20 protein-coding genes are annotated in these 22,800 nt (G+C 53.7%); 7 read left to right on the top strand and 13 right to left on the bottom strand.

The window, feature by feature from the left end; genetic code table 11:
- Positions 1 to 343 precede the first annotated feature (343 nt).
- Entirely contained in the window at positions 344 to 3,448 is a 3,105-nt protein-coding gene (locus C8R21_RS05895; RefSeq protein ID WP_107761872.1) for a transglycosylase domain-containing protein, read from the top strand.
- Positions 3,449 to 3,784: 336 nt separating this feature from the next.
- Here the strand turns inward: C8R21_RS05895 and C8R21_RS05890 are convergent, their stop codons facing one another.
- The gene (locus C8R21_RS05890; protein WP_107761871.1) at positions 3,785 to 3,988 is read right to left on the bottom strand and encodes a DUF2905 domain-containing protein; all 204 of its coding nucleotides are present in this window, start codon (positions 3,986 to 3,988) and stop codon (positions 3,785 to 3,787) included.
- 389 nt (positions 3,989 to 4,377) lie between these two features.
- Between C8R21_RS05890 and C8R21_RS05885 the strand changes: the two genes are divergently transcribed.
- Positions 4,378 to 4,896: a beta/gamma crystallin domain-containing protein gene (locus C8R21_RS05885; RefSeq protein ID WP_107761870.1), complete on the top strand. Its 519-nt coding sequence runs from the start codon at positions 4,378 to 4,380 to the stop codon at positions 4,894 to 4,896.
- Between the two features lie 133 nt (positions 4,897 to 5,029).
- On the opposite strand, the gene C8R21_RS05880 is transcribed toward C8R21_RS05885, so the two are convergent.
- Genes C8R21_RS05880 through C8R21_RS05855 form a run of 6 tightly spaced genes read right to left on the bottom strand, consistent with a single transcriptional unit; the run spans position 5,030 to position 10,011 of the window.
- Positions 5,030 to 5,692, bottom strand: coding sequence for an alpha/beta hydrolase (locus tag C8R21_RS05880; protein ID WP_258192276.1), 663 nt, complete (start codon positions 5,690 to 5,692; stop codon positions 5,030 to 5,032).
- A 54-nt stretch (positions 5,693 to 5,746) separates the two neighbouring features.
- Positions 5,747 to 6,058, bottom strand: a complete 312-nt coding sequence (locus C8R21_RS05875; protein ID WP_107761868.1) for a (2Fe-2S) ferredoxin domain-containing protein — start codon at positions 6,056 to 6,058, stop codon at positions 5,747 to 5,749.
- A 39-nt stretch (positions 6,059 to 6,097) separates the two neighbouring features.
- On the bottom strand, positions 6,098 to 7,198 hold the full coding sequence (locus C8R21_RS05870; RefSeq protein ID WP_107761867.1) for an ABC transporter substrate-binding protein: 1,101 nt from the start codon (positions 7,196 to 7,198) through the stop codon (positions 6,098 to 6,100).
- An 11-nt stretch (positions 7,199 to 7,209) separates the two neighbouring features.
- On the bottom strand, positions 7,210 to 8,010 hold the full coding sequence (locus C8R21_RS05865) for an ABC transporter permease (protein ID WP_074973438.1): 801 nt from the start codon (positions 8,008 to 8,010) through the stop codon (positions 7,210 to 7,212).
- Position 8,011: 1 nt separating this feature from the next.
- The gene (locus C8R21_RS05860) at positions 8,012 to 8,908 is read right to left on the bottom strand and encodes an ABC transporter permease (RefSeq protein WP_107761944.1); all 897 of its coding nucleotides are present in this window, start codon (positions 8,906 to 8,908) and stop codon (positions 8,012 to 8,014) included.
- A gap of 11 nt (positions 8,909 to 8,919) precedes the next feature.
- Positions 8,920 to 10,011: an ABC transporter ATP-binding protein gene (locus tag C8R21_RS05855; protein WP_107761866.1), complete on the bottom strand. Its 1,092-nt coding sequence runs from the start codon at positions 10,009 to 10,011 to the stop codon at positions 8,920 to 8,922.
- 215 nt (positions 10,012 to 10,226) lie between these two features.
- Here C8R21_RS05855 and C8R21_RS05850 point away from each other — a divergent pair, with 215 nt between their 5' ends.
- Entirely contained in the window at positions 10,227 to 10,544 is a 318-nt protein-coding gene (locus C8R21_RS05850) for a DMT family transporter (protein ID WP_107761865.1), read from the top strand.
- Positions 10,545 to 10,667: 123 nt separating this feature from the next.
- Here the strand turns inward: C8R21_RS05850 and C8R21_RS05845 are convergent, their stop codons facing one another.
- The 4 genes from C8R21_RS05845 to C8R21_RS05830 form a co-directional block, all read right to left on the bottom strand.
- On the bottom strand, positions 10,668 to 11,489 hold the full coding sequence (locus C8R21_RS05845) for a methane monooxygenase/ammonia monooxygenase subunit C (protein WP_107761864.1): 822 nt from the start codon (positions 11,487 to 11,489) through the stop codon (positions 10,668 to 10,670).
- A 722-nt stretch (positions 11,490 to 12,211) separates the two neighbouring features.
- Positions 12,212 to 13,726, bottom strand: coding sequence for a ubiquinone biosynthesis regulatory protein kinase UbiB (gene ubiB, locus C8R21_RS05840; protein ID WP_074973431.1), 1,515 nt, complete (start codon positions 13,724 to 13,726; stop codon positions 12,212 to 12,214).
- A gap of 68 nt (positions 13,727 to 13,794) precedes the next feature.
- Positions 13,795 to 14,376 carry a ubiquinone biosynthesis accessory factor UbiJ gene (locus C8R21_RS05835; RefSeq protein WP_107761863.1) on the bottom strand — a complete coding sequence of 194 codons (582 nt, stop codon included), beginning with the start codon at positions 14,374 to 14,376 and terminating at the stop codon, positions 13,795 to 13,797.
- A 12-nt stretch (positions 14,377 to 14,388) separates the two neighbouring features.
- Positions 14,389 to 15,273 carry a Tim44 domain-containing protein gene (locus tag C8R21_RS05830; protein ID WP_107761862.1) on the bottom strand — a complete coding sequence of 295 codons (885 nt, stop codon included), beginning with the start codon at positions 15,271 to 15,273 and terminating at the stop codon, positions 14,389 to 14,391.
- 503 nt (positions 15,274 to 15,776) lie between these two features.
- On the opposite strand from C8R21_RS05830, the gene C8R21_RS05825 reads away from it, so the two are divergent.
- The 4 genes from C8R21_RS05825 (at position 15,777) to C8R21_RS05810 (ending at position 21,191) form a co-directional block, all read left to right on the top strand.
- On the top strand, positions 15,777 to 16,658 hold the full coding sequence (locus tag C8R21_RS05825; RefSeq protein WP_107761861.1) for a universal stress protein: 882 nt from the start codon (positions 15,777 to 15,779) through the stop codon (positions 16,656 to 16,658).
- An 82-nt stretch (positions 16,659 to 16,740) separates the two neighbouring features.
- On the top strand, positions 16,741 to 17,847 hold the full coding sequence (locus C8R21_RS05820) for an acetate/propionate family kinase (RefSeq protein ID WP_258192275.1): 1,107 nt from the start codon (positions 16,741 to 16,743) through the stop codon (positions 17,845 to 17,847).
- Positions 17,848 to 17,905: 58 nt separating this feature from the next.
- Complete coding sequence (locus tag C8R21_RS05815; RefSeq protein WP_107761859.1) at positions 17,906 to 20,329, top strand: phosphoketolase family protein; 2,424 nt, start codon at positions 17,906 to 17,908, stop codon at positions 20,327 to 20,329.
- A 238-nt stretch (positions 20,330 to 20,567) separates the two neighbouring features.
- On the top strand, positions 20,568 to 21,191 hold the full coding sequence (locus tag C8R21_RS05810) for a hypothetical protein (protein ID WP_107761858.1): 624 nt from the start codon (positions 20,568 to 20,570) through the stop codon (positions 21,189 to 21,191).
- A 164-nt stretch (positions 21,192 to 21,355) separates the two neighbouring features.
- Here C8R21_RS05810 and C8R21_RS05805 read toward each other — a convergent pair whose 3' ends face one another.
- Together C8R21_RS05805 and C8R21_RS05800 are read right to left on the bottom strand one after the other, a co-directional pair.
- Positions 21,356 to 21,775: a cupin domain-containing protein gene (locus C8R21_RS05805; protein WP_258192274.1), complete on the bottom strand. Its 420-nt coding sequence runs from the start codon at positions 21,773 to 21,775 to the stop codon at positions 21,356 to 21,358.
- A gap of 46 nt (positions 21,776 to 21,821) precedes the next feature.
- Complete coding sequence (locus C8R21_RS05800; protein WP_107761856.1) at positions 21,822 to 22,274, bottom strand: carboxymuconolactone decarboxylase family protein; 453 nt, start codon at positions 22,272 to 22,274, stop codon at positions 21,822 to 21,824.
- Positions 22,275 to 22,800: the final 526 nt, after the last annotated feature.

Genomic DNA, 22,800 nt, shown 5'->3' with positions numbered 1-22,800 from the left:
CGCATGTGACAAATTGTCGCATGTCATATTGCGGCGCTCGCGCCAGATTTGACAGAGAAGGTTTCATCGTCTCGACAGACTATATTTCCGGTATATATCCGGCATTGTGGAATCAGCCTTGCTGTTGATTGTCTTAAACATTGCAGTTCGATATCCGCTTATTTATCATGTCCAGAATGCCCGAGGCAGTCTGCCCCCGGAAACGAAATAAGCAGCGGAAAAATTTAACGGCCCTTTTGGTCAGAGATTCGACACGAATTCAAAAAAGCGAATAAGTCGAGGAAAATGCTGCATTTCATGGTTTGGTTGATACCCATAAAACAGTAATGTTGTATTTTTACCCTTGCTGATTCCTACTGTGCAGCGTGCGCTCAGGTTTTTCACTCCCCGCGTATTGATCCTGCTTTTTGCTGCGCTTTCAGTCGCAGTCCTTCTTGCCTACCGGGAAATAGAAACATCCTGGTATCAGGCATGGCGGCTGTCGAAACTGGCCGGTGACCTGAAGTGGGAGATGAGAAGCGGTCCGGATGAAGACTTCGCGCAGCTTGCTTTTTCCCAGGCTGGACCGTATGACATTCGTCTGGGCTACAGCCGCTTGCCCCGGTTGCTTCAGAATCTGGAAAAACATGGTTTCGAGGTGCAGGCGCAGGCGCATGCTTCCGGGCAGATGAAGGATCTGGTCCGGCGGGGCGTGTTCGTGCCGTATCGCGAAAAATCCCAGGCGGGCCTCGAAATAACCGGAAGCAACGGGAAATCGCTATATCGCGTATCGTTTCCGGGACGGGTGTATGACAAATTCGAATCCGTTCCGTCGGTGATCACGAGCAGTCTTCTGTTCATCGAAAACCGAGAATTGCTGGATGAGACCCAGCCGAAAAAAAATCCCGCCATAGACTGGACCCGGCTCGGCAGGGCGATCCTGGACAAGGGAATCCAGGTTTTCAACTCCGATCATGACGTCCCCGGCGGCAGTACGCTTGCAACGCAGATCGAGAAGTACCGTCATTCTCCCAACGGGCTGACGCTTACCAGCGGCGACAAGTTCCAGCAGATTGCTTCCGCCTCCGTGCGTGCGTACCTGCAAGGGGACGGCACGCTGGCGTTCCGCAAACAAATCGTGGTGGATTACCTTAATACCGTTCCGCTGGCGGGCGCTCTCGGATTCGGAGAAACGAATGGAATCGGTGACGCTCTCTGGGCCTGGTATGGACTCGATTTCGACGAAACCAACCACATCCTGAACTGGCAATACCGGAACGAAGCCGAATTTATCGAAGCCGCAGGGCGCTACAAGCACGTACTGAGCCTCATGATCGCGCAGCGGAGGCCTTCCTATTATCTGCTGGTCGGTCGCCAGGAGCTGGGCGAACTCACCAATGCCTATCTGCGCGTGCTCACCCAGGTGAAAGTGATTCCACCCAGGCTCAGGGATGCCGCACTTAGGCAACCTCTGCGGTTTCGGGATGCCTTCAAGCCGGAGGAGATCAAGGATTTTTCCGCCCAGAAGGCGGTCAACTCGGCTCGAGTACGCCTTGCGTCACAGCTCGGGTTACAGGGGCTGTATGACCTGGATCGGCTGGATCTGTCCGTGCAGAGCACGCTCGACATTGATCTGCAGAAAAAAACCACCGAAATGCTGCGCCAGTTGAGGGATCCGATAAATGCGGTAGCGGCGGGGCTGTATGGCCATCGCCTGTTGGGGAAAGAAGATCCATCCAAAATCATCTATAGCTTCACGCTTTCGGAATTGACTCCTGACGGGGCCAAATTCCGCATTCTCGCTGACAATTTCGACCAGCCTCTCGATATCAACAAGGGGACCAAGCTGGATCTGGGTTCCACGGCCAAGTTGAGAACACTCGTGAGTTATCTCGAAATTGTCGAGGTGTTGCATGGAAAATATGCAACTTGGGAACCGAAAGTGTTACGCGCGGAAGAGGCCGATCCGAGCGACGCGCTCAGCCGCTGGGCAATCGACTACCTTTTGCATAGCAGGGACAAGAGCCTGAAATCCATGCTGAACGCGGCCATGGAGCGCAAGTATTCCGCCAGTCCCTATGAGCGCTTCTTTACCGGCGGAGGCCAGCATGTCTTCCATAATTTCAAGCCCGAAGACAATTACAGGATCATGAGCGTACGGGAGGCCACGACCAACTCGGTCAATCTCGTTTATATCCGGTTGATGCGGGATATCGTGCGCTACTACATGTTCCAGGTGGGAGGATCGTCTGCCAAAATACTCAGGGATGCGAGTAATTCCGATCGGGAGGAATATCTTCGGCGCTTTGCCGACAAGGAAGGCAGGCAGTTCATCAACCGCTTTTACTTGAAGTACAAAGACAAGGGCGCTGATCCGGGCGAGGTGAACGATACATTCTTTTCGAGTTTCCGGCACACACCCCGGCGTCTCGCGGCAGCTTATCGCTATATTTATCCAGCCTCCAGTCTCGTCGAATTCGTGGCCTTCATGACGCCGCATTTGCCCAGATTCAAAAACCTGGATACCTATAGACTCGAGGATCTGTATGAGACTTACGCCCCGGGAAAATATTCACTGGCGGATCAGGGCCACATCGTCACGGTTCATCCTCTGGAATTATGGCTGGCGCGTTACCTCATCCTGCATCCCGGAGCCGGGTACAAGGATGTGATTGACGCGAGCGCCAACGAGCGCGTTGCCGTTTATCACTGGCTGTTCAATACCATCCATAAAAACTCCCAGGATGTGCGTATCCGCGGTCTTCTGGAGGTCGAGGCATTTCTCGAAATCCACCGCAGCTGGAAACGCCTCGGCTATCCTTTCGACTCCCTCGTGCCATCGCTCGCCACGGCTATAGGAAGCTCTGCAGATCATCCCGCAGCCCTTGCCGAGCTTATGGGCGTCATCCTCAATGATGGTGTGCGGGTGCCCGCACTGCTGATTGAACGCCTTCGCTTTGCAGCCGATACACCTTTCGAGACAATCGTCGAGAAGAAACCTGTCAAGGGCGAAAGAGTATTTTCACCCGAACTGGCGGCAACAGTGCGCAGTGTCCTGACCAAGGTCGTGGCGGCAGGTACGGCTTCGCGGCTGGCGCATGCAATTGTGGAAGAGGATGGCTCGGAAATCCTGATTGGCGGGAAAACGGGAACCGGTGATCATCGTCATATCACGTTTTCTTCACCCGGAGTCATCAAGGAATCGCGTGTGGTGAATCGTTCCGCAACTTTTGTCTTCTTTATCGGCGATCGTTTTTTCGGAACCATGACTGCATTCGTGCCGGGGGTGGATGCAGCAAACTATACGTTTACCTCGGCTCTTTCCACACAGGTGATGAAGAAGCTGGTACCGGTCCTCAAACCCCTCATTGACAGGCCTCCATCCTGGCCGGAATCCACTCTGGCGGAGGATGCGATCAGGAAAGCTTTGCCGGAAGAAAAGGAAAAGCTGGAACCGGCTTCCAGCTAATAATACTTGAAATGCAACTATTAATTCGGCGAGCAAACAGTACAAACGTCATGCCGGCGAAAGCCGGTATCCAGTAATGTTCAAAGCACGCCATTATTGATTTGGGCTGGATTCCGGTTTGCTGGATTGCGGGTCAGGCCCGGAGTGACGAGATTCATAGTATTTTCTGGCTGGATCAATAGTACCTGGCAGCGCCCGGATTCAGTCCTCCGTGTTGATCCACCACAGGAAAACGACTATTCCCAGCACAAGGGCGAGGCCGAGAATAGCCTTGGCAAATTCCTTCACAAACCAGAACACCATCGATTCATATAAATTCACATTTCCTCTCCTGATTTATTTTCGGGTCCACCACCATAGCAGAAACGACAGAACCAGCGACATCAGCAGCCCCGTGGTGAGCGGAAAGTAGAGCCTGAAATTTTCGCGTTCAATGATAATATCTCCGGGAAGACGGCCAAAAGGCAGTTTCGACAACCAGGGCCACAATAATCCCGCCAATAACAGGAGTATGCCGGATAGGATGAGCAGACGCTGCATAGAATTCCCGTCTCGTCATTTTCTGCGAACATGTTCCAGCCAGTGTAAACCTGTTTTTCCGGAAAGATCAATTCGCTCTTCCCGGCTATCCCAAGCAAACCATGTCCTCCGGCAACATCAAAGGAGCCTGAATTTTCTACTTGATCGTTGCTGATTTAGGGGCGGGTCACAGCCGGTTTCTCCTGCTGTTCGTCCCCTTCGGTCGGTATAGGATCGGTTATGTACGAAAGCGAACGGAACGCGTGGAGGTCTGTCACTAAAATTAATAGATGACCTGCACCGTTCCTTTCATGGAGAGGAGAGGGCTTCCGGGTCGGCTGGTTTATCTTCTATCTTCGTTAATCGAATCTGATTGCAGTCCTGAGATTTCTGTTTTCAAGGAGGATAACATGAATATTCTGGTAAAGAAGAACTCCTGTAGTTTACTGACCATAGTTGCCTTGGTGTTCGGTATGTCTGTTTCAGTCGGTCTCAGCGCGCAGGAGTATCCTGGGAAGCCGGCAATGAATAAGAAGCCTGCACCGCTCGAGAGCAAACACCCCGGGGCCAGGGGTGGCAAGATGACTATCGAGGTTCCCGTATTGACGTTCGTTCCAGTCCAGGTTTCAACAGAACTCGAAAACAGAGGGTGCTGGGTGAAATTTTTTGACAAGAAGAATTTTCAAGGCGACAGCCTGTTTTTAAGCGGCCCCGTCACTTTACCTCGACTGATAGGTCCGTTTGGCTACGATTGGGAGAACAAGGTTCGCAGCGTCAAAGTCGGTCCCAAGGCCAATCTCACCATTTTTGACAATCACAATTATCGGGACGAGGATAAGTTTCTCGATGCTGGTGCGGATGTCGCTAATCTGTCGAAGGAAATGGGTTTTTTTGACAACTTCCGTTCAATGGTACTGAACTGTATTTGATTTGCTGTCCGCTTCGTTGATCTGATCGATTCAAGGGGTGTAATGCAGCAGTTCGTAGGGCAGGTTCTATCTGCCGTCGCAACAGGATGGCGGATAGAACCTGCCCTACGGCTATCGGCTCATCAAGGACTTTCTAGGGGCGGCAGGAATCGAGGACGATGCGTTTGAGGATATGCAGACGGCGATGAAAGAAATGCTCTGCGCCAGGGACAACGACAATGGGTAATTCCTGCGGCGCGGCCCAATCCAGAACGGTTTTAAGCGGAACGACGTCATCCTGATCGCCCTGAATGATCAGCACGCGGGGCGCAGATTGGACATCCTGCGCATCCTGCGGAAAGGAGAGGGAAGGGGCGCTCAAGCGTTCCACCGCTGGGGCGACCAGGACGACCTGTTGCGGCTTGAGCCGTTGCGCGGCGAAAACCTGGATTGCACCGCCAAATGAAAATCCCGCCAGGCACAACGGCGGAGAAGAGTTGAAACGGGAGGCATATTCCGCTGTTACAGCTTCCGCCACCGCCACCACATCCTCGACTTCTCCCATGCCGTCATCGTTGCCTGAATAGAGAGAACCTTCGCTCTGCTCCACACCCCGGAAATTGAATTTGGCCGTGATAAATTCGAGTTCCAGAAAGGATTTGAACAGGGTATGCACTACCTTGTTATTCATGGTTCCGCCATAGAGCGGATGAGGGTGTGCGATAATGGCAATACCTCGGGGGGAAGGCGAAGCCGGCTCCGCCAGAACCGCTTCCAGCTTTCCCGCCGGGCCGTCAATGAACAGGTTCCGGGACAATTTTTGGGAATTATGCGAAGTCAATGGATGTACGTAAAATCGCGAGTACTGAGATCAGATCCGTAATCGCTCGACCACACGGCCGTTTTTCAGGTGTTCTTCGATGATTTCATCGATATCCTCCTTGTCCACGTAGGTATACCAGACATCTTCGGGATATACGACGATGACAGGACCTTCATTGCAACGGTCCAGGCAACCTGCATTATTAATCCTTATCCTCTTGTTTTTAGTGTCCAGCTTGAGTGCCTTTACACGGTCTTTGGCGTAGTCGCGCATCGCCTGGGCGCCAAAGTTATTGCAGCACAAGGTTCCGGGTTCACGCTGGTTCACGCAGAAAAATACATGCCGATGGTAGTAGCTCATAAGTTTTTTTCTCGTATGGATGAGCAGGAATTATAACGATTATCGCAGTTTAATTTCTGTCCACAAGCGGCTCAGCAGCCGCCGCTGCTTGCGGTCCAGATCTTGCAGCATTTCAAGCCGGGCAATCAGTTCCGGATCGGGAAAAATGGCCTTGTTGCTTGCAATCTCGGGCTGTATATACTGCAAAGCGTCGAGATTAGGATTGCCCGAACCGATGAGATTGGTAAGTTCAGCGGAATTCTTTCCATCCAGCATGAAATTGATGAATTGGTGAGCAAGATCGGGGCGTTTCCCGCTTTTGTGCAGAACCATGCTGTCCACTGCCAGCACCGCTCCCTCTTTGGGCGTCGAATAGCTGATCGTGAATTTTCGTCCGGTTTTCTGGGCATCGAGCGCCGCCTGGAACATGTCATTGGAATAACCGTGCGCCACCCACAGATTTCCCACCGCCAGTTCCTTGATGTAGCTGGTATTGCTGAAGGCCGCCCAATAGGGTTTGGCGCGCACGATCAGATCGGCAGCCTCCTGCCAATGCCTCTCATCCGTGTCGTTCACCGAATAGCCCAGATACTTGAGCGCGGCAGCCATCAGCTCGCGCTGGCTGTCGAGCACGGTCACCCGTCCCCTGATTTTTTCCAGATATCTTGGCTCGAAAATAATTGCCCAGGTATCAGTCGGCAGGCCAAGCTGCTCGATCTTCTCCTTGTTGAAACCGAGCAGAGAGAGCGTGTAGGCGTAGGGGACCGAGTATATATTGCCGAGGTCGAAGGCCGTATCGAGATAGGCGGGGTTGATATTCCTGAAATTAGGCAGCAGCGATTTGTCCAGCGGACTCAGTACTCCCTGACGGATGAGGGTGTCGAGCGCATTACCCGTGGGAACGATAACATCATAACCAGTCGCGCCGGCCGCGAGCTTCGCCAGCATTTCCTCGTTATCGGCATAATAATCCTGCGACAGGTCGCACTTGCAGGATTCCTCGAAGCGCGCAACGGTTTCCGGCGCGATATAGTTATTCCAGTTGAAAAGGTGCAGGACATTTTTGCCGCTGTTGGCCACATCCGGATTCTGCGGAGTGCACCCCGCAGTGAACGTTAGCAGCGACACCAGCAGGAAAAAGGGGAGTCGTGAAGAGTTCATCATTTCGCCGCTTATTTTGCCGTGTGAGGTTTCGCGCTCCCTTCCGAGGAGCCGTTTGATTCAAGCCGGGCGGCAATGATGATCATGACCAATGTCAGCAGCATCAATAATGTGGAGATGGCGTTCACTTCAGGCGTCACCGCCACTTTTATCATCGTATAAATCTGGATCGGCAGAATCGGTTCGCCTACACCCTTGGTAAAGAATGTGATGACAAAATCATCGATGGACAGGGTGAACGACATCAGGGCCCCTGCGACCACAGCCGGCATGATGAGCGGCAAGGTGACGAGCCGGAAAGTTTGCCACGGCGATGCGCCCAGATCGCGCGCCGCTTCGAAGATGCTTTCATCCATTCCTTGCAGCCGCGCCCGTACGATGATGGCAACAAAACCAATGCAGAAGGTAGTGTGCGCAATGATGATGGACACCATTCCGAGCGTGAAATTCAGGACTTGCAAAAAGAATAGCAGGATCGATACCCCAAGCAGGATTTCGGGCATTGCCACTGGAGTGAATACCAGTACCGGCAATACCTTGAGCTTGTACCGGTGTATCGCCAGGCCGGACATCGTGCCCAGCAAGGTTGCGCAGAAGCTGGCGCACAGCGCGATGATGAGCGAGTTGCGTGCCGCCAGCAGCATCTCGGTATTGTTGAACAGCGCCTTGTACCAGAACAAGGTAAAGCCGACCCATTCAGCATTCAGCCTGGAATCGTTGAACGAGTACAGCACTACGATGATCAGCGGGATATAAAGGAAGGCGTAAACCAGCACGGCCGCGGACCACAACCAGGGATTGCCGCGCTTCATACTATAGCGCCCGTTGGCCGGTTGCGGAACGGGCGAACCATGTCGTCAAGCCTGCTACGGACAGTACCGCCAGTGTCAGCATGATCGATAACGCAGAACCGAAAGGCCAGTCGCGCGTGCCCAGGAACTGATCCTTGATCAGGTTTCCAATGAGGATATCGCCTGTGCCGCCGAGTATGTCCGGCACGGCGAACATGCCCAGCACCGGAATGAATACCAGCGCGGACCCTGAAAATACGCCCGGCAGGGATAGCGGCCAGGTAACCCGCCAGAAGCGTTGCCAGGCATTCGCACCCAGATCCTGGGCCGCATCCAGAAGCGAGGGGTCGTGCTTCTCCAGGTTGGTATAGAGAGGCAGCACCATGAACGGCAGATGTACATACACCATGCCAACCAATACCGCAAAAGGCGAGAATAATAATGTGACCGGGGCGATTCCGAATGCGCCGAGAACAGTATTGACAAAGTGGCTGAGCGCGGATTCCGGGCCGAGAATGATCATCCAGGCGTAGATGCGGATGAGGAAATTGCTTGCGAATGGAAGTATTACCAACAGCACCATCAGGTTGCGCAAGTGTTTTCTGCTGCGGGCAATCAGTACTGCCAATGGATAAGCCAGGATGAGACAGATCAAGGTGGTGCCGAACGCAACCGCGAACGATTTAAGAAAGATCTCCGTGTAGATAAAGTCACTGAAAAAGAAATGATAAGCGTCCGAGGTGAATCCATATTCGGCAATCGCTTTGTCTGGCAGCGTAATGGGTGCCAGACCGCCGAATTCACCCGGAAAGCGAAACGAGGTGAGAATCATGATCAGGCTGGGTGCAACAAAGAACACTATCAGAAACAATAGGGGCGGCCCGCTCACCAGCAGCCGGGCAAGCCGCTTTTCTTTCATTTCGCCCTTAATCATTGGGAATCATTGAGAAAAATGCCCGCATCGTGGCGCCAGGAGATCGTTACCTCGTCATCCACCTCGAAAAACTTGGCCCGGCCAGGAGCGGAATTCGGCAGTAAAGCTTCAATATAGGCACCGTTGACGAGTTCCACAATATAAGTGGTTACGTCGCCGACATACAGGAAGTCGTGCACTTTGCCGCGGAAATGGTTTTTTAGCTGCGATTCATGGGATGGGTGAGAAATTCGCACCTGCTCCGGGCGGATGGCCAGCACACCCTTGTCGCCCACCTCCACACCTTCCCTGGCCGGCGCCGTTACCTCCCCCAGTCCTTCTATCGCGAGTTTCAGATGCGACGGAACAGCTTCCATAACCGCTGCATTCATCACACTGATTTTGCCGATAAAATCTGCAACGAAATAATTTCTCGGAGCACTGTAGATTTTAGAGGGTTCGTCTATCTGCTCGACATTCCCCCGGTTCATCACCGCGATGCGATGCGATAGCGCCAGCGCTTCATCTTGTGCATGAGTGACAAAAATAAAGGTAATACCGATTTCTTTCTGGAGATTGATGAGCTCGATCTGCATCTCTTCGCGCAACTTTGCGTCGAGTGCCCCCAATGGTTCATCGAGCAGGAGCAGCCGCGGTCGATTCACCAATCCTCTGGCGAAAGCCACGCGCTGTTTCTGGCCGCCAGAGAGTTCGTGTGGAAAGCGATTGCCGAAGTTCGGCAGATGAACCCGCTCCAGCAGTTCATTCACTCTTTTTTTTATTTCCTGTGGCGCTTTCCCTGCCATCTTGAGGGGAAAGGCGATATTGTCCGCCACCGTCATGTGCGGAAATAAGGCATAGGTCTGGAACACGGTATGGACAGGGCGTTTTTCCGGCGGGATGCCTACCATATCCTTGCCATCCAGCAGGATTTGACCGGAGTCCGGCAGATCGAACCCGGCTATCATCCGCAGCAGCGTTGTCTTGCCGCAACCGGAAGGACCCAGCAGCGTGAAGAACTCGCCGGCTTCTACATCGATGCTGACGTTGTCGACCGCAGTGTAACTGCCGAAACGCCGCGTAACATTACGGATTTCCAGGAGCGCCATAGTCAGGGCAAATCAAGGTAAAACTCGACATTTTACCAAAATTTATGAAGCAACTGCTGCTCCCGCCATTCTCTTAAGGGACTTCGAACGCTATGATAAAGCGAGGGCCTGCAGGCAGTCAGGGCCATGCTAAAAAACAGGAAATTTCCGGTGCTGCAGTGCGAGGCTGCTGACCTCGCCGCAGCTTTCACATTCGATTTCCAAGGAGAGTCATCATGAGTTGGACCTATCTTGTCCTGGCAGGGTTGTTTGAAATCGGATGGCCTGTCGGGCTGAAGATGGCACAAGAGCCGTCGTCCCGTGTAACCGGTGTCGCTGTAGCTGTCGTCTTTATGGCCACTAGTGGCATCCTGCTGTGGCTCGCCCAGCGTCAAATCCCTATTGGTACCGCTTATGCGGTCTGGACCGGTATCGGAGCTGCCGGCACGTTTCTTGTCGGCGTCTTCTTCTACGATGATCCGGCGTCCATTGCTCGATACCTCGGGGTTGCGCTCATCGTCTCCGGTGTTGTCATACTGCAGCTGGCACATTGAGGTTCCCAGGCAACGCCGTTTCATGTAACCCGTCCGACGGCAGCCCGTTAACCCGCTTACAAAAAACCCCATCCCTGTGAAAGCGGATGGGGTGTGCTGCAGCAGTTACAACTGGATTAAAACTTAACCAACGTTATCCAGGATCACCCGGCTTTGCTTGTTCCATTGCACGTCCATGAGGTTGGAGAACCGTGCAATGATCTGGACGGCGAGGCCCCCTTGGAACAGCCCGGCCCAGGCCAGTACCACGAAACCCCAGTGCAGCGGTGCGCTGAAGAGTTCCTCCATGAACCAGAAGGCATGGCCCCATTCGTTCAGGCCGACGTTCGGGAGACTCATGATCGGACCGGCAATGACCATCACCAGCGGAAACGAGGTCGTCTTGTTGTAGAGTGGCAGTCGCGTACTGGCATAGATGTACATCGACACGCCCATGATGATGTACATCGGGAACGAGCCATAGAACAAAGGAATATGGCTGGGAGTGAAGCTCGTGTCACGAATGATCACCTGGTGCCATGAAGCGTCCTGCTCGGTGAAGAAGCTCGATCCCCAGTAGACGCCGAACAGGTATACCCCCAGCCACATCAGGAAATAGAAGTACCGCTTGATTTCCTGCTTGATCGTCAGGCTGGCCAATTCCTCCTTGGTGCTGCGGGTCTTCCACAGCCACCCCCAGTATAAGGCGGCCATGGTGGGCCAGAGTATCATCTGGAAACGCCACAGCCCCATCCAGACTTGCTCGAACTCCGGTTCCATGGAGTCCATCCCGTGGGAATAGGCGTAGGTGCGTTGGAACCAGACCCAGAAAACTGCCATCCCCAGTATCGGCAGCAGACCCAGCTTGTAGAACCTGGAGTCATACCATTCCGACATATCGTAGGCAGGAGTGCTTGCCTTCGCCGCCTTATCTACTACTACTCTATTTTCAACTGCAGTAGCCATCACCAGCTCCTTTTGCAAATAATCCAGAATCCTCGAGGGAATCTGGAAATCAAGAACAAAGATTCAGGGGAAGTGCAGGAGGAGTACTTCCCCTGGCGTCTCCACGGATCAAAAGAGTGCTGCCGCAACATCCAGGGGGTTGAGGGAAGGTCCCCTTGGCAGCCTCAATCGATCAGAAGAGCGTTACCGCCAACAGTGCTACCGTCATGCCCGTAAAATATGAAAGGGCAAGGAGTTTTCCTACTTTCATCATCCTTCTCCTTATCAAAGCCTCGCCTTTACCGATACTGCGATTTGTTAAGAAGTTGTGATCTTTTTGTGAAGTTTTTGTTATCTTACTGTGAAGATGCTCCCTGGTCAACCAAATTCCCCTTCAAGGATTTCTCATGAAGGATGGACGGGAAAGGTCTCGGACGACGGGCTAGACGGATCAACCCAGGGGCTCAATCCAGCGAATCAACTCAGGACGTGAGTTCCCTTTGCAGGGCGCTGGGGTGTTGCAGGGAGTGCGTGGGGAGCACTGGACGTGCCGGACAAAGGGAATTCAAAGGGGAACTCAAAGGCGCCGCCGCAAGCAGCGCTTGCGGATCACGGGCGATGACAGGTCATGACAGGCCATGACAGGTGAAGCGCCGCCTCAAGTAATGGGCGGCTTGCGTGGCCTTTGACTTAGCGGAAAACGAGGATAGGAAAGATCTTTGCGTGCGAAAAAATCTCCGCCCTTATTTCCCCAGATGCCACAGTATCACTATGATCAGCAATACGATGAAGATGGTGAGTCGCCGGCTCTCACGTTTTTTCTCCAGGATAAACCGGTCCATCTTTTCTTCCAGGGCACTGGTGCGTATCTCCGTCAGGGCATGATGCATCAGGCGGGGAAACTGGGGCATGATTACCGCCCAGCTCGTGGCTTCCTTGCGCAGGCGGTGACTGAATCCCCTCCAGCCCAACTGCTCCGCCATCCAGTTTTCCAGGTATGGCTTGGCCGTCGTCCACAGGTCGAGATTGGGGTCGAGGTCCCGTCCCAGTCCCTCGATATTGAGCAGCGTTTTTTGCAGCATCACCAGTTGCGGCTGGATTTCGACATTGAACTGGCGCGATGTTTGAAACAGCCGCAGCAATACCCGCCCAAATGAAATCTCACTCAAGGGCTTGTCGAAAATGGGTTCGCACACTGCCCGGATAGCGGTTTCGAAATCATTGACGCGCGTGTTTTTCGGCGCCCATCCCGCTTCCACGTGCGCTTCCGCCACACGCTTGTAGTCACGGCGGAAGAAAGCCAGGAAATTTTGCGCGAGATAGTTCTTGTCCTCGTCGGTAAGGGTTCCCATTATGCCGAAGTCGACTGCGATATATCGGCCGTCACTGCCGACAAAGATGTTTCCTGGATGCATATCGGCATGGAAATAGCCGTCGCGGAACACCTGGGTGAAAAAGATTTCCACCCCGACGCGGGCAAGCCGCGGAATATCCACTCCCTGCTCACGCAAGGCTGTGACATGACTGATGGGCGTGCCTTTGACGCGCTGCATCACCATGACGCTCGAATAGCAGTAATCCCAGTAGACTTCCGGTACGAGAAGCAGGGGAGAATCCAGGAAATTGCGCCGCAACTGGCTGCAATTGGACGCTTCGCGCATCAGATCCAGTTCATCGTCGAGATGACGGGCGAATTCGCTCACGACTTCCCGTACCTTGAGCCGCTTGGCATCCGGCCAGACTTTTTCGAGCAGAAGGGCACCTGTGTCCATCAGTGCGATATCATGTGCGATTACAGGCGCGATGCCGGGACGCAGTACCTTGACTGCGACTTCCGTACCATCATGCAGCACCGCCAGATGAACCTGGGCAATGGACGCGCTTGCTACCGGTTCCGCATCGAACAGCAGAAAAACTTCATTGACGGGTTTTCCATAAACCTCTTCCAGTGTCTTGAGGGCAATGCTGGAGGGAAATGGTGGCACCTGGTCCTGCAGTTTCGCCAGTTCGTCGGCGATATCGGGCGGCAGAAGATCCCGCCGGGTGGAGAGCATCTGGCCGAACTTGACGAAGATGGGGCCCAGAGCCTCCAGGGCGAGGCGGAGACGTTCGCCACGCGCACGGTCCAGTTTACGCCAGAACGTTGCCGCTCTGACGACAGGTCGCAGCAGACGCAGCCGCTCGTGGCTCAGGAAGAATTCGTCGAGGCCGAAGCGGAATGAGACGGCGAGTATTTTGAGAAGACGAAAGAAACGCATTTATCCTATTCTGCTACCCCGGTTCACCCAGGGACTTGCTCAGATGTTCCTTGATCTTCTCAGTTCACTTATAAAGACTTGTTTATGAGGCTTTCCACACGCAGTTCCAGTTCTAACACATGATCCTGCAATCCGCCCACTTCATCGGCAAATGTGCGCATGTCGGTCGGCTTGGCAAGTACCGGCTGTTCTTCGGTGAGGTACTCCATCAACGCCTGAGATAAATTATGAAGGGTTTCGTTATGCCAGTGGATCAGGTTTTCCCCCGCGCGGACCACCCGGTGAGCGAGGATGTCCCCCATCACATCGCTTAAATCCTGCTCCACGTCCCAGCGCAGATTCTGCCCGATCTCGAGGATTTCCTGGCCGAATATGTTATCCCCGGAAATTCTGACTTCACGGTATGCGGCTTCATCGCGGACAAGCAGGCGCGGCAGCAACGCTGGCATGATAGTCAGGATGGCGTCGTTGCCAGCAGCGGTGGATGCCGCCGCCACCTCGCCGGTAGGCTGGATGACGACGGCAAGATCAAAAAAAGGTGGGACGCGAAAACGGGCAGTCTTCCCGGCGCACGGCTGTAGTCGTTTGCGCGCCCAGCTTTCTCCACGCAGCATATGGTTGAGCGGGGCTATCGCCACCGATGCCAGCATGGAATCCGGTCTCTAGGAGACTTGTTGAATTCCAGCGAGCAGCCAGACAGCATCAGGATCTTTGAGATCCTTTTGCACGTGCCAGATTTCATCGAACCCTTCCGGCGCTGACTGGGGCGACTCGCGCAACTGACCGTTGAAGCGGACACTGGCAATTGCCATGTCTTTTTCCGTGATCACTTCAAGCAGCTGCGCATTGATTGCCAGCACGTCGGTCCGCTGGGGCTCGTTACCGCGCTCGTTGATCTGCATGCTGATCTCCGCATACATCTCGGGGGTAGTATATTCCCGGATATCGTTCAGGTCGCGCGCATCATTTGCTGCCTGCAAGCGTATGAAAGAAGTCTTCGCGTTACGCAGGAAAGGTTCCACCTGAAAATCAGCGGGAATATTGGCTGTGCCGGAAACCGGCGCCACCGCGCTTGCTCTCGGGGTTGTCTCCGGTCCGGAGCCTGTTGCGGCTGTTGCTCCGGGTGTGACGCCGTGATCGGTTGAGGTTCCCTGCATGCCCGAATACTGCATCGGGCGAGCCGAGTGTTCCTGCTTTGGTTTGCGCAGCATGCGCATGACAAAAAAGACCCCGCCGATCAACGCTGCCAGCATCAGCACGTCCATCATGTTGATTCCTTCGAATGCGCCGCCCATGAAAAGCGCAGCCAGCAATCCTCCCGCCGCTAAACCGGCCAGTGGTCCCAGCCACTTATTGCCGCCTGGGCGTGCGGCTGCTCCGGGCGCGGCGCTGGGTGTTTGTCCGGGCTGGGGTGCTGCCTGCTGGCTCATGGATTCCCGTTGCTTGCCCATACTTTGACCGCCACCGAAGCGTTTCGCCTCGGCATCGAAGGCCGCCAATCCGAAGCTGAAAACGGCCAGGGTCAACAGAGTCAATATTTTCTTCATGAAGGTCTCCCGGGGGATACGGTTAAAGTAAAGAGTATAGCACCATCAATTCAAGGAAATGTCGCCTAAAATCAGAATCGCTCACGTCTTCGAGGAATCCTTTCAGGGATGAACGATTGATGGAGGAAAAACGGATAAGTTCAGGGAGGGGGAGGAATTGCCCCGGCAGTCCGGCAGCAAGGGATGGCAAAACATCTGTCATATGAGGGTTGACGTACAGACGCAACCGAAGATCGTGTTTCTAATCGTAAGTTCGGCTGCCTGGAGACTACAGGATCGAGATTTTCTGCAGCGCTGAGCCGCTAGGAGTGTGAGGAATCGGTGTAAAGGGTGCTGGCTTTACAAGACCGAAGGGCTGAAGGATCGCAGGGGGCCGGAAAAATCATTCGGTTTATCCTGTTCCAGCTATCGCAGCATCTTTCGACCGGATATCTTCAATCTTCAGCCAGATTTCAAGTGACCGTGTTCGACAGGTGCGACAGGTGCTATTGCGAGGAACATAGGTGGAGATTCAACGCATACTCATCGCCACCGATTTCTCCCCACGCGGCGAAAGAGCGGTGCAGCGCGCCGCGCAACTTGCGTCGGAGCATGCAGCCGAGCTGTATCTGTTGCATGTCCTTCCCGCATTGCCCCTCGAAGTATTCAAGCGCCTGATAGCCGAAACGCCGCTGGAAACAGAACAGAGACTCTACAACCGGGCAAAGGCGGCACTGCAGAACAGGGCGGAAATAGTGGCATCGAAAGGCATACGGGTAAAGCATCACGTTGCCATCGGCAGGGCGCACCTCGAGATTAACCGCTATGCCCAGTCCCATCATGCGGATCTCATCGTGATCGGGGATCAGGGGGAAAGCTTCGCGCGCGAATTCTTTTTGGGGACGACCGCATCGAAAACGCTCCATACCGGTCATCATCCCTTGCTGATCGTCAGGCAGGAGCCCAGGGATAAGTACAAACACGTGCTGGTACCTGTCGATTTTTCGAAAAACTCCCTGAATGCGCTGGAGATGGCATTGAAAGCTGTGATGGATGCATCCATTCACGTATTGCATGCGGTGGAAATGCCGCTCGGGCAGAAAATGAAGCAGGCGGGGTTCGATGCAGAGCAGGTTGAACACTTTCGCAGCCAAATATTGATCCATGCCCGCGAAGGCATGGAGAAGATAGTGAGCGATTACGCGCATGGGGACAGGCGTGTTGCATCCCTTATCGAATACGGCCATGCACCGGATATGATCCGCGAGAAAGCGCAGGCACTCGATATTGATCTCATCGTGATAGGCAAGCGTGGTCAGACAGAACTGGATGAAGCGCTATTCGGGTCAGTCACAAAGCATGTCCTTTATGAAACCCCTTGCGATGTGCTCGTAGTCAACCCGTAATATGATTGTCTTAATATGATGTTGTAATTCTCAGATGCTGGCGGAGCGCTGAATCCTTATGTGTTCCGATCAAGTCCTTGCCATGAAAATTTTGACGGTCAACACAGGCAGCTCATCGGTACGCCTGGCGGCATTCGTTCACCATGAGGAAAAACTGACGGAGCTTGCGAGTGTCAGGGAAGATTCCGGCGGTGAATCGGAGAGCATCCTCCAGGAATTCGTGCAGACCCACAAACTTGCCAAGATAAACATCGTGGTGCATCGCGTTGTGCATGGAGGCATGCGTCTTACTTCCCCTTGCCTGATCGATCGGGATGTGGAAAGGGAAATCGAACGTCTCGCGCCGCTGGCGCCCTTGCACAATCCTGTGGCATTGAAATGGATACGTGCGGCGAGTGGAGTATTCGGCGCTCGTACAACGCAAGTTGCGGTATTCGACACCGCGTTTTTTACCCATCTCCCGACAGTTGCGCAAACTTACGCCATCCCGCACGAGCTGACCGAAAAATACAGATTGCGCCGGTACGGCTTTCACGGACTGGCGCATCAGGCCATGTGGCAGGCTTGGCGCGACCAACATCCGGACCTTCTGCAAAATGGAAAAATCATCTCGATGCAGCTCGGCGCCGGTTGCTCGATCACGGCGACAGATAAGGGATTGCCTCGCGACACCTCCATGGGATTCTCGCCTCTGGAAGGGCTCATGATGGCGACACGCTCGGGTGACCTGGACCCGGGTCTGATGACGTTTTTGCAGCGGCAGGAGAGCTTGACGCCGGAGGAGATGGATCGGCTGCTGAATGAGCAGTCCGGTTTATCGGGAGTATCAGGAATCAGCGCAGATATACGAAAGCTGTTGAAATCGGAGGATGAGCGCGAGCGCCTCGCGATCGATTTGTACTGCTACCGTGCGCGTAAATATCTGGGTGCCTATCTTGCTGTGCTGGGCGGGACAAATGCAGTGGTTTTTGGCGGAGGTGTAGGGGAGAACGTTCCAGTCGTGCGGGAAAAGATTCTGGCAGGAATGGAATGGTGCGGAATCCATCTCGATGCGAAAAAGAACAGCGATGCGAGCGGGATGTCATGCATCAGCAGCGAAACAAGTAAGGTCGAGGTGTGGGTAGTTCCCGTGAATGAGGCGGCAATCCTCGCACAGGAAGCAGAGGCAGTCATTTCCAGCCGCCGCTAGCCTTGCGTCAGTGCCGGGATTGGCAGCAACCAGTGCCTGGAAAAAAGGAGGATTCAATATGAACCGTGCTTCGCCTGCAGTACAAACCCAAAGCAATCCGCTCTCGCCGAACGAACTGCGCAAGATCGATGCGTATTGGCGCGCCGCCAACTATCTCTCGGTGGGGCAAATCTATCTGCTGGACAATCCGTTGCTCCGGGAACCTCTCACGCTTGCACACGTCAAGCCGCGGCTGCTGGGGCATTGGGGCACATGCCCCGGCCTCAGTTTTATTTACACGCATCTGAACCGGGTGATAAAGAAATTCGATCTGGATATGTTCTACATATGCGGGCCAGGCCATGGTGGACCGGCAATGGTGGCGAATACATGGCTGGAGGGCAGCTACAGCGAATTCTATCCCCGCATTTCAAGGGATGAGGCGGGAATGAAGAGGCTGTTTCGGCAGTTTTCCTTTCCCGGAGGGATTCCGAGTCATGTTGCCCCGGAAACGCCGGGCTCGATAAACGAAGGCGGGGAACTGGGTTACTCGCTTTCGCATGCTTTTGGAGCGGCCTTTGACAATCCCGAGCTCATCGTGGCGTGCGTGGTGGGTGATGGAGAAGCTGAAACCGGACCGCTTGCAGCCTCCTGGCACTCGAACAAATTTCTCAATCCGGTCCATGATGGAGCGGTGCTGCCTATTCTGCATCTCAATGGCTACAAGATCGCAAATCCGACGATACTCGCGCGCATTAGCCGAGAAGAACTGGAAGACCTGTTCACGGGTTACGGGTACGAGCCCTATTTCGTGGAAGGGTCCGACCCCGAGCTCATGCATCAGGCAATGGCTGTCGTACTGGACGCTGCAATCGAGAATATCCGGAGAATACAGCGGGAGGCGCGCAGCCGCGGACCAAATCCGGGGAAGAGCCGGGAAGCTATCACCTATTCCCGCTGGCCGCTGATTATCCTGCGTAGCCCCAAGGGCTGGACCGGACCGGAAGAAGTGGATGGGAAAAAGCTGGAAGACTACTGGCGCTCACACCAGGTACCCCTTGCGGAACTCGGCTCAAAGCCGGATCACCTGAAGCAGCTGGAAGACTGGATGAAGAGCTACAAGCCCGAAGAGTTATTCGATGAGAACGGTTGTCTCATGCCGGAGCTGGCGACGCTTGCCCCCGAAGGCAATCGGCGCATGGGCGCGAATCCCCATGCCAATGGCGGTCTGCTACTGAAAGAGCTGGAAATGCCCGATTTTCGCAGCTATGCCGTTGACGTACCTGTGCCGGGAACGGAAGTGCGTGAAGCAACACGGGAAATGGGCAAGTTTCTTCGCGACGTCATGAAACTCAATCTGGATAGCTGCAACTTTCGGGTAATGGGACCGGATGAGACCAGTTCGAACCGACTTGACGCCCTGTTCGATGTAACAGCACGAACCTGGGTTGCCCAGCGGCTGCCCGAGGATGAGCGCCTCTCTCCCGACGGTCGGGTGATGGAAATATTGTCCGAACACATATGCCAGGGCTGGCTGGAAGGCTATCTGCTTACCGGACGCCACGGACTTTTTTCCTGCTATGAGGCTTTCATCCACATCGTTGATTCCATGTTCAACCAGCATGCCAAATGGCTCAAGGTCAGCAAGGAAATCCCTTGGCGGCGGCCCATCGCCTCCCTCAATTACCTGTTGACATCGCATGTGTGGCGCCAGGACCATAACGGCTTTTCCCATCAGGATCCCGGTTTTATCGACCATGTCGCCAACAAGAAGGCAAGTATCATTCGTGTTTATCTTCCGCCGGATGCGAATACCCTTCTTTATATTACCGACAAGTGCCTTCGTTCCCGAAATTTCATCAACGTCATCGTCGCGGGAAAACAGCCCGCGCTCCAGTGGCTGGATATGGATGCGGCCATCAAGCACAGCAGCGCAGGTATCGGTATCTGGGGGTGGGCGAGCAATGATCAGGGGGGCGAGCCGGATGTGGTCCTGGCTTGCGCCGGCGACATTCCTACCCTGGAGACGCTGGCTGCCGTAGATCTGCTGCGGCGTCATGCACCCGAGCTCAAGATAAGAGTAGTCAATGTCGTCGACCTGATGACCCTGCAACCCCAATCGGAACATCCGGACGGTCTTTCAGACTGGGACTTCGATACGCTGTTCACAACCGACAAGCCCATCATTTTCGCCTATCACGGCTATCCCTGGCTGATCCATCGCCTGACTTACCGTCGCACCAATCATCCCAACCTGCATGTGCGCGGTTACAAGGAGGAAGGCACCACGACTACGCCGTTCGATATGACAGTGCTAAACGATCTGGACAGGTTTCATCTGGTAATGGATGTGGTTGACCGTGTACCCAAGCTGAGCTCCAAAGGCGCCTACCTCAAGCAACTGATGCGCGACAAGCTGATCGATCATAAACGCTATATCAGGCAATACGGCGAGGACATGCCGGAGATACGGGATTGGCATTGGCCTTCACACGGTTCGTAGCCACTGCCTGTCCAGGAAAACCGGGATTAAAAATGTTTTTATCATCGTGCATGCTATATTGAAATGTAACTCCAGTAACTCCAGTGTCTTCATGGAAGCGGCCGTTCAAAGGGACTGTACATTCACCTAAGAAGCTTCTTTCCGGACCGCTCTGAATCTTACGAAATTCATATCGATATTGATTGGAATCGTATATCGTTCATTATTCAAAATATCCAGCTATCGGATCGGAGCATGGATGATACTGATCATCAATTTCATTGCGCTGTATGCCTCGTTTTCACTCAATCACATGCTCGCCATTTACTGGGGTGCCGTGCTGCCGGTGCTATATGCCCTTGTTATTGCACCGCACGCCTTGATCGGCAGATCGGATATCCCTCGATTGACGATAACGAAAGTTCTCGCGGTGAAGTGGAACAATGCGGAGGAGCTGACCACTTACATTGTGAAATACTGGATGGCTTTGGCATATCCGGTCACTTCTTGGAAAAAGCAGCGCAACAGCCTCGTTTTGTCCCTGACATCATTCTTCCTGGGCGTGGTCTACATTCTCAAGGAGTTGCTCGCCGCGGGGGTGGTGATGTTCGTAGTCGGGTATGTCCTGTATCAGATGAGCGCTCGGGTGGACAGACCGCGAGCGGTGCTTGGTAATCCTGACTTCAGGGACGGTACTGACAATGAATTTGCCAGGAAAGAGTGGGAGCTGGCTGCAATGTCCATCATCGCGTTTTCGGAGCTATATCCAGATGACAAGGCATTCAAGAAGGCAGCTGATGAGGTGCTGGAAGATAACGATGTGAAATCGATGCTGACGAAATACCGCTATGATTACGGTGCAAGCTGGCTGAACGTTGCATAATTTTCTCCGGAGGCATCCTGAAGCGAGGCTACGTGCGGGAATGAGGCCAAGCCGTGCGGCCACCCAGCCAGATCATGGGGCGGGTTCTACACCCGTCTCAACAGGATAGCGGGTAGAACCGCCCTACGGCTGCTCTATCGAATACCCACCTTTTTTTCATCTCACTATTTGTCGTACGTGACGAGGTTTTTTTCGTTGGCATCGACGACAAAGACAGCCAGCAGGCGTGCGGGCTGAGTCTTGCTGTTATTTGCACTGACGGCATGATGATCGCCCGGCAGTTCAGCGAAGTTCTCGCCGGCGCGATAAACCTTTTCCGGACCATTATTGACTTTGCTACGAATTTCTCCCTCCAGGACCGTTGCATAGATGAAAGCCGACTTTGGATGAGTATGGGCGGGCGATGAACCTCCTGGCTCGTATTCGACAAGCACGCCTTTCATGCTTTTGCCAGGCACGTTCGGAAGGGCATGATCAAAGGCCAGCGTTACCTTGGAATTATCAGCAGGCAGGTTATCGGCTGAAGCTACGCTTATGGAGAGAGCTGCGAAGGCAATCCCGCAGAGAAGTCTGGTAAACATCATGCCTCCTTTCGTTGATAGAAATTAGTGGAGAATTTGTTAGTCATGCTCATGGCTTCACAGGATAACGGCTGGAAATGGCAATGCGATTCCAGGCATTGATGACTACCGAAAGCCACTCGACAGCCGATATTTCATCTTTTGACAGATTGGTTGCTGCTTGTTCATAGATGGCATCCGGCACTTGCCCCTCAGAGATCAGTGTAATTGCTTCTACCAGCGCCAATGATGAACGTTCCTTTTCGGTAAAATACCCGGTCTCCCGCCAGGCTGGCAGGACACTTATGCGATCGCTTGACTCGCCACTGGATAGAGCGTCGTGAGTATGCATCCTGATACAGAATGCGCACTGGTTGAGTTGGGATGCACGAAGGCGCAACAGATATGCAAAGCCATCCGGGATGCTTGCGGAAGCAGCAGCCTCCGCTGCCAGCTTCTCAAGGCCCATGATTGCCTGGTAAAGGGCTGGAGCGGATTTGCCAAGATTGATTCTTTCTGACATGAAATCTCCTCCCCTGTATGTACCGGCCCACGAATAAGCTCTCGGCCGGACGGGTACGCAGTGATGGGTTCGGCGTGGCGAACCTTTAAGATCGACAAACGTCGAACTCGTCCTTGTCAAGCTCGTCCTCGTGAAGCGAGACAAATTCCCGACGCTCATCGCTGCCTGCCGGCACCCGCTCCATATCCTCCGCCTGATTATCTCCAGTAAAAGTTTGGTAGTGGATCGTCTAATGACACGGCATTTCGCATTTCATTTCAATTTATAGATGAAGATAAAGAAAAGGCAAATTAGTACTGGACGAGCATTTGGAACGTGGAACGGACACGGTAATTCGATCCAATTCAACACACCATGAAGCGATATACGATGAGCCAGGCCCTCCGTTGATGTTCCTTTCAAGGTTCACGGTTTTTTGCCGATAAAGACTTTAGGGTGTGTTAACACTAACAGTTAAATTTCTGATATGCTTGGGGCATAAAAACTACCGACGCCCGTATGGAAATCACCGAAACCCAATATCAGC

This window comes from Nitrosospira multiformis, assembly GCF_003050865.1.
Classification (GTDB): domain Bacteria; phylum Pseudomonadota; class Gammaproteobacteria; order Burkholderiales; family Nitrosomonadaceae; genus Nitrosospira; species Nitrosospira multiformis_E.
This window is presented reverse-complemented; position numbering and strand designations above follow the sequence as displayed.

What these genes read in the sequence shown, in the direction of transcription:
- C8R21_RS05890 (WP_107761871.1), bottom strand. Translation starts at nt 3,988, where the DNA reads ATGCAGCGTCTGCTCATCCTATCCGGCATACTCCTGTTATTGGCGGGA.
- C8R21_RS05885 (WP_107761870.1), top strand. Translation starts at nt 4,378, where the DNA reads ATGAATATTCTGGTAAAGAAGAACTCCTGTAGTTTACTGACCATAGTT.
- C8R21_RS05875 (WP_107761868.1), bottom strand. Translation starts at nt 6,058, where the DNA reads ATGAGCTACTACCATCGGCATGTATTTTTCTGCGTGAACCAGCGTGAA.
- C8R21_RS05870 (WP_107761867.1), bottom strand. Translation starts at nt 7,198, where the DNA reads ATGAACTCTTCACGACTCCCCTTTTTCCTGCTGGTGTCGCTGCTAACG.
- C8R21_RS05865 (WP_074973438.1), bottom strand. Translation starts at nt 8,010, where the DNA reads ATGAAGCGCGGCAATCCCTGGTTGTGGTCCGCGGCCGTGCTGGTTTAC.
- C8R21_RS05860 (WP_107761944.1), bottom strand. Translation starts at nt 8,908, where the DNA reads ATGAAAGAAAAGCGGCTTGCCCGGCTGCTGGTGAGCGGGCCGCCCCTA.
- C8R21_RS05855 (WP_107761866.1), bottom strand. Translation starts at nt 10,011, where the DNA reads ATGGCGCTCCTGGAAATCCGTAATGTTACGCGGCGTTTCGGCAGTTAC.
- C8R21_RS05850 (WP_107761865.1), top strand. Translation starts at nt 10,227, where the DNA reads ATGAGTTGGACCTATCTTGTCCTGGCAGGGTTGTTTGAAATCGGATGG.
- C8R21_RS05845 (WP_107761864.1), bottom strand. Translation starts at nt 11,489, where the DNA reads ATGGCTACTGCAGTTGAAAATAGAGTAGTAGTAGATAAGGCGGCGAAG.
- ubiB (WP_074973431.1), bottom strand. Translation starts at nt 13,726, where the DNA reads ATGCGTTTCTTTCGTCTTCTCAAAATACTCGCCGTCTCATTCCGCTTC.
- C8R21_RS05835 (WP_107761863.1), bottom strand. Translation starts at nt 14,376, where the DNA reads ATGCTGGCATCGGTGGCGATAGCCCCGCTCAACCATATGCTGCGTGGA.
- C8R21_RS05830 (WP_107761862.1), bottom strand. Translation starts at nt 15,273, where the DNA reads ATGAAGAAAATATTGACTCTGTTGACCCTGGCCGTTTTCAGCTTCGGA.
- C8R21_RS05820 (WP_258192275.1), top strand. Translation starts at nt 16,741, where the DNA reads ATGAAAATTTTGACGGTCAACACAGGCAGCTCATCGGTACGCCTGGCG.
- C8R21_RS05815 (WP_107761859.1), top strand. Translation starts at nt 17,906, where the DNA reads ATGAACCGTGCTTCGCCTGCAGTACAAACCCAAAGCAATCCGCTCTCG.
- C8R21_RS05810 (WP_107761858.1), top strand. Translation starts at nt 20,568, where the DNA reads ATGATACTGATCATCAATTTCATTGCGCTGTATGCCTCGTTTTCACTC.
- C8R21_RS05805 (WP_258192274.1), bottom strand. Translation starts at nt 21,775, where the DNA reads ATGATGTTTACCAGACTTCTCTGCGGGATTGCCTTCGCAGCTCTCTCC.
- C8R21_RS05800 (WP_107761856.1), bottom strand. Translation starts at nt 22,274, where the DNA reads ATGTCAGAAAGAATCAATCTTGGCAAATCCGCTCCAGCCCTTTACCAG.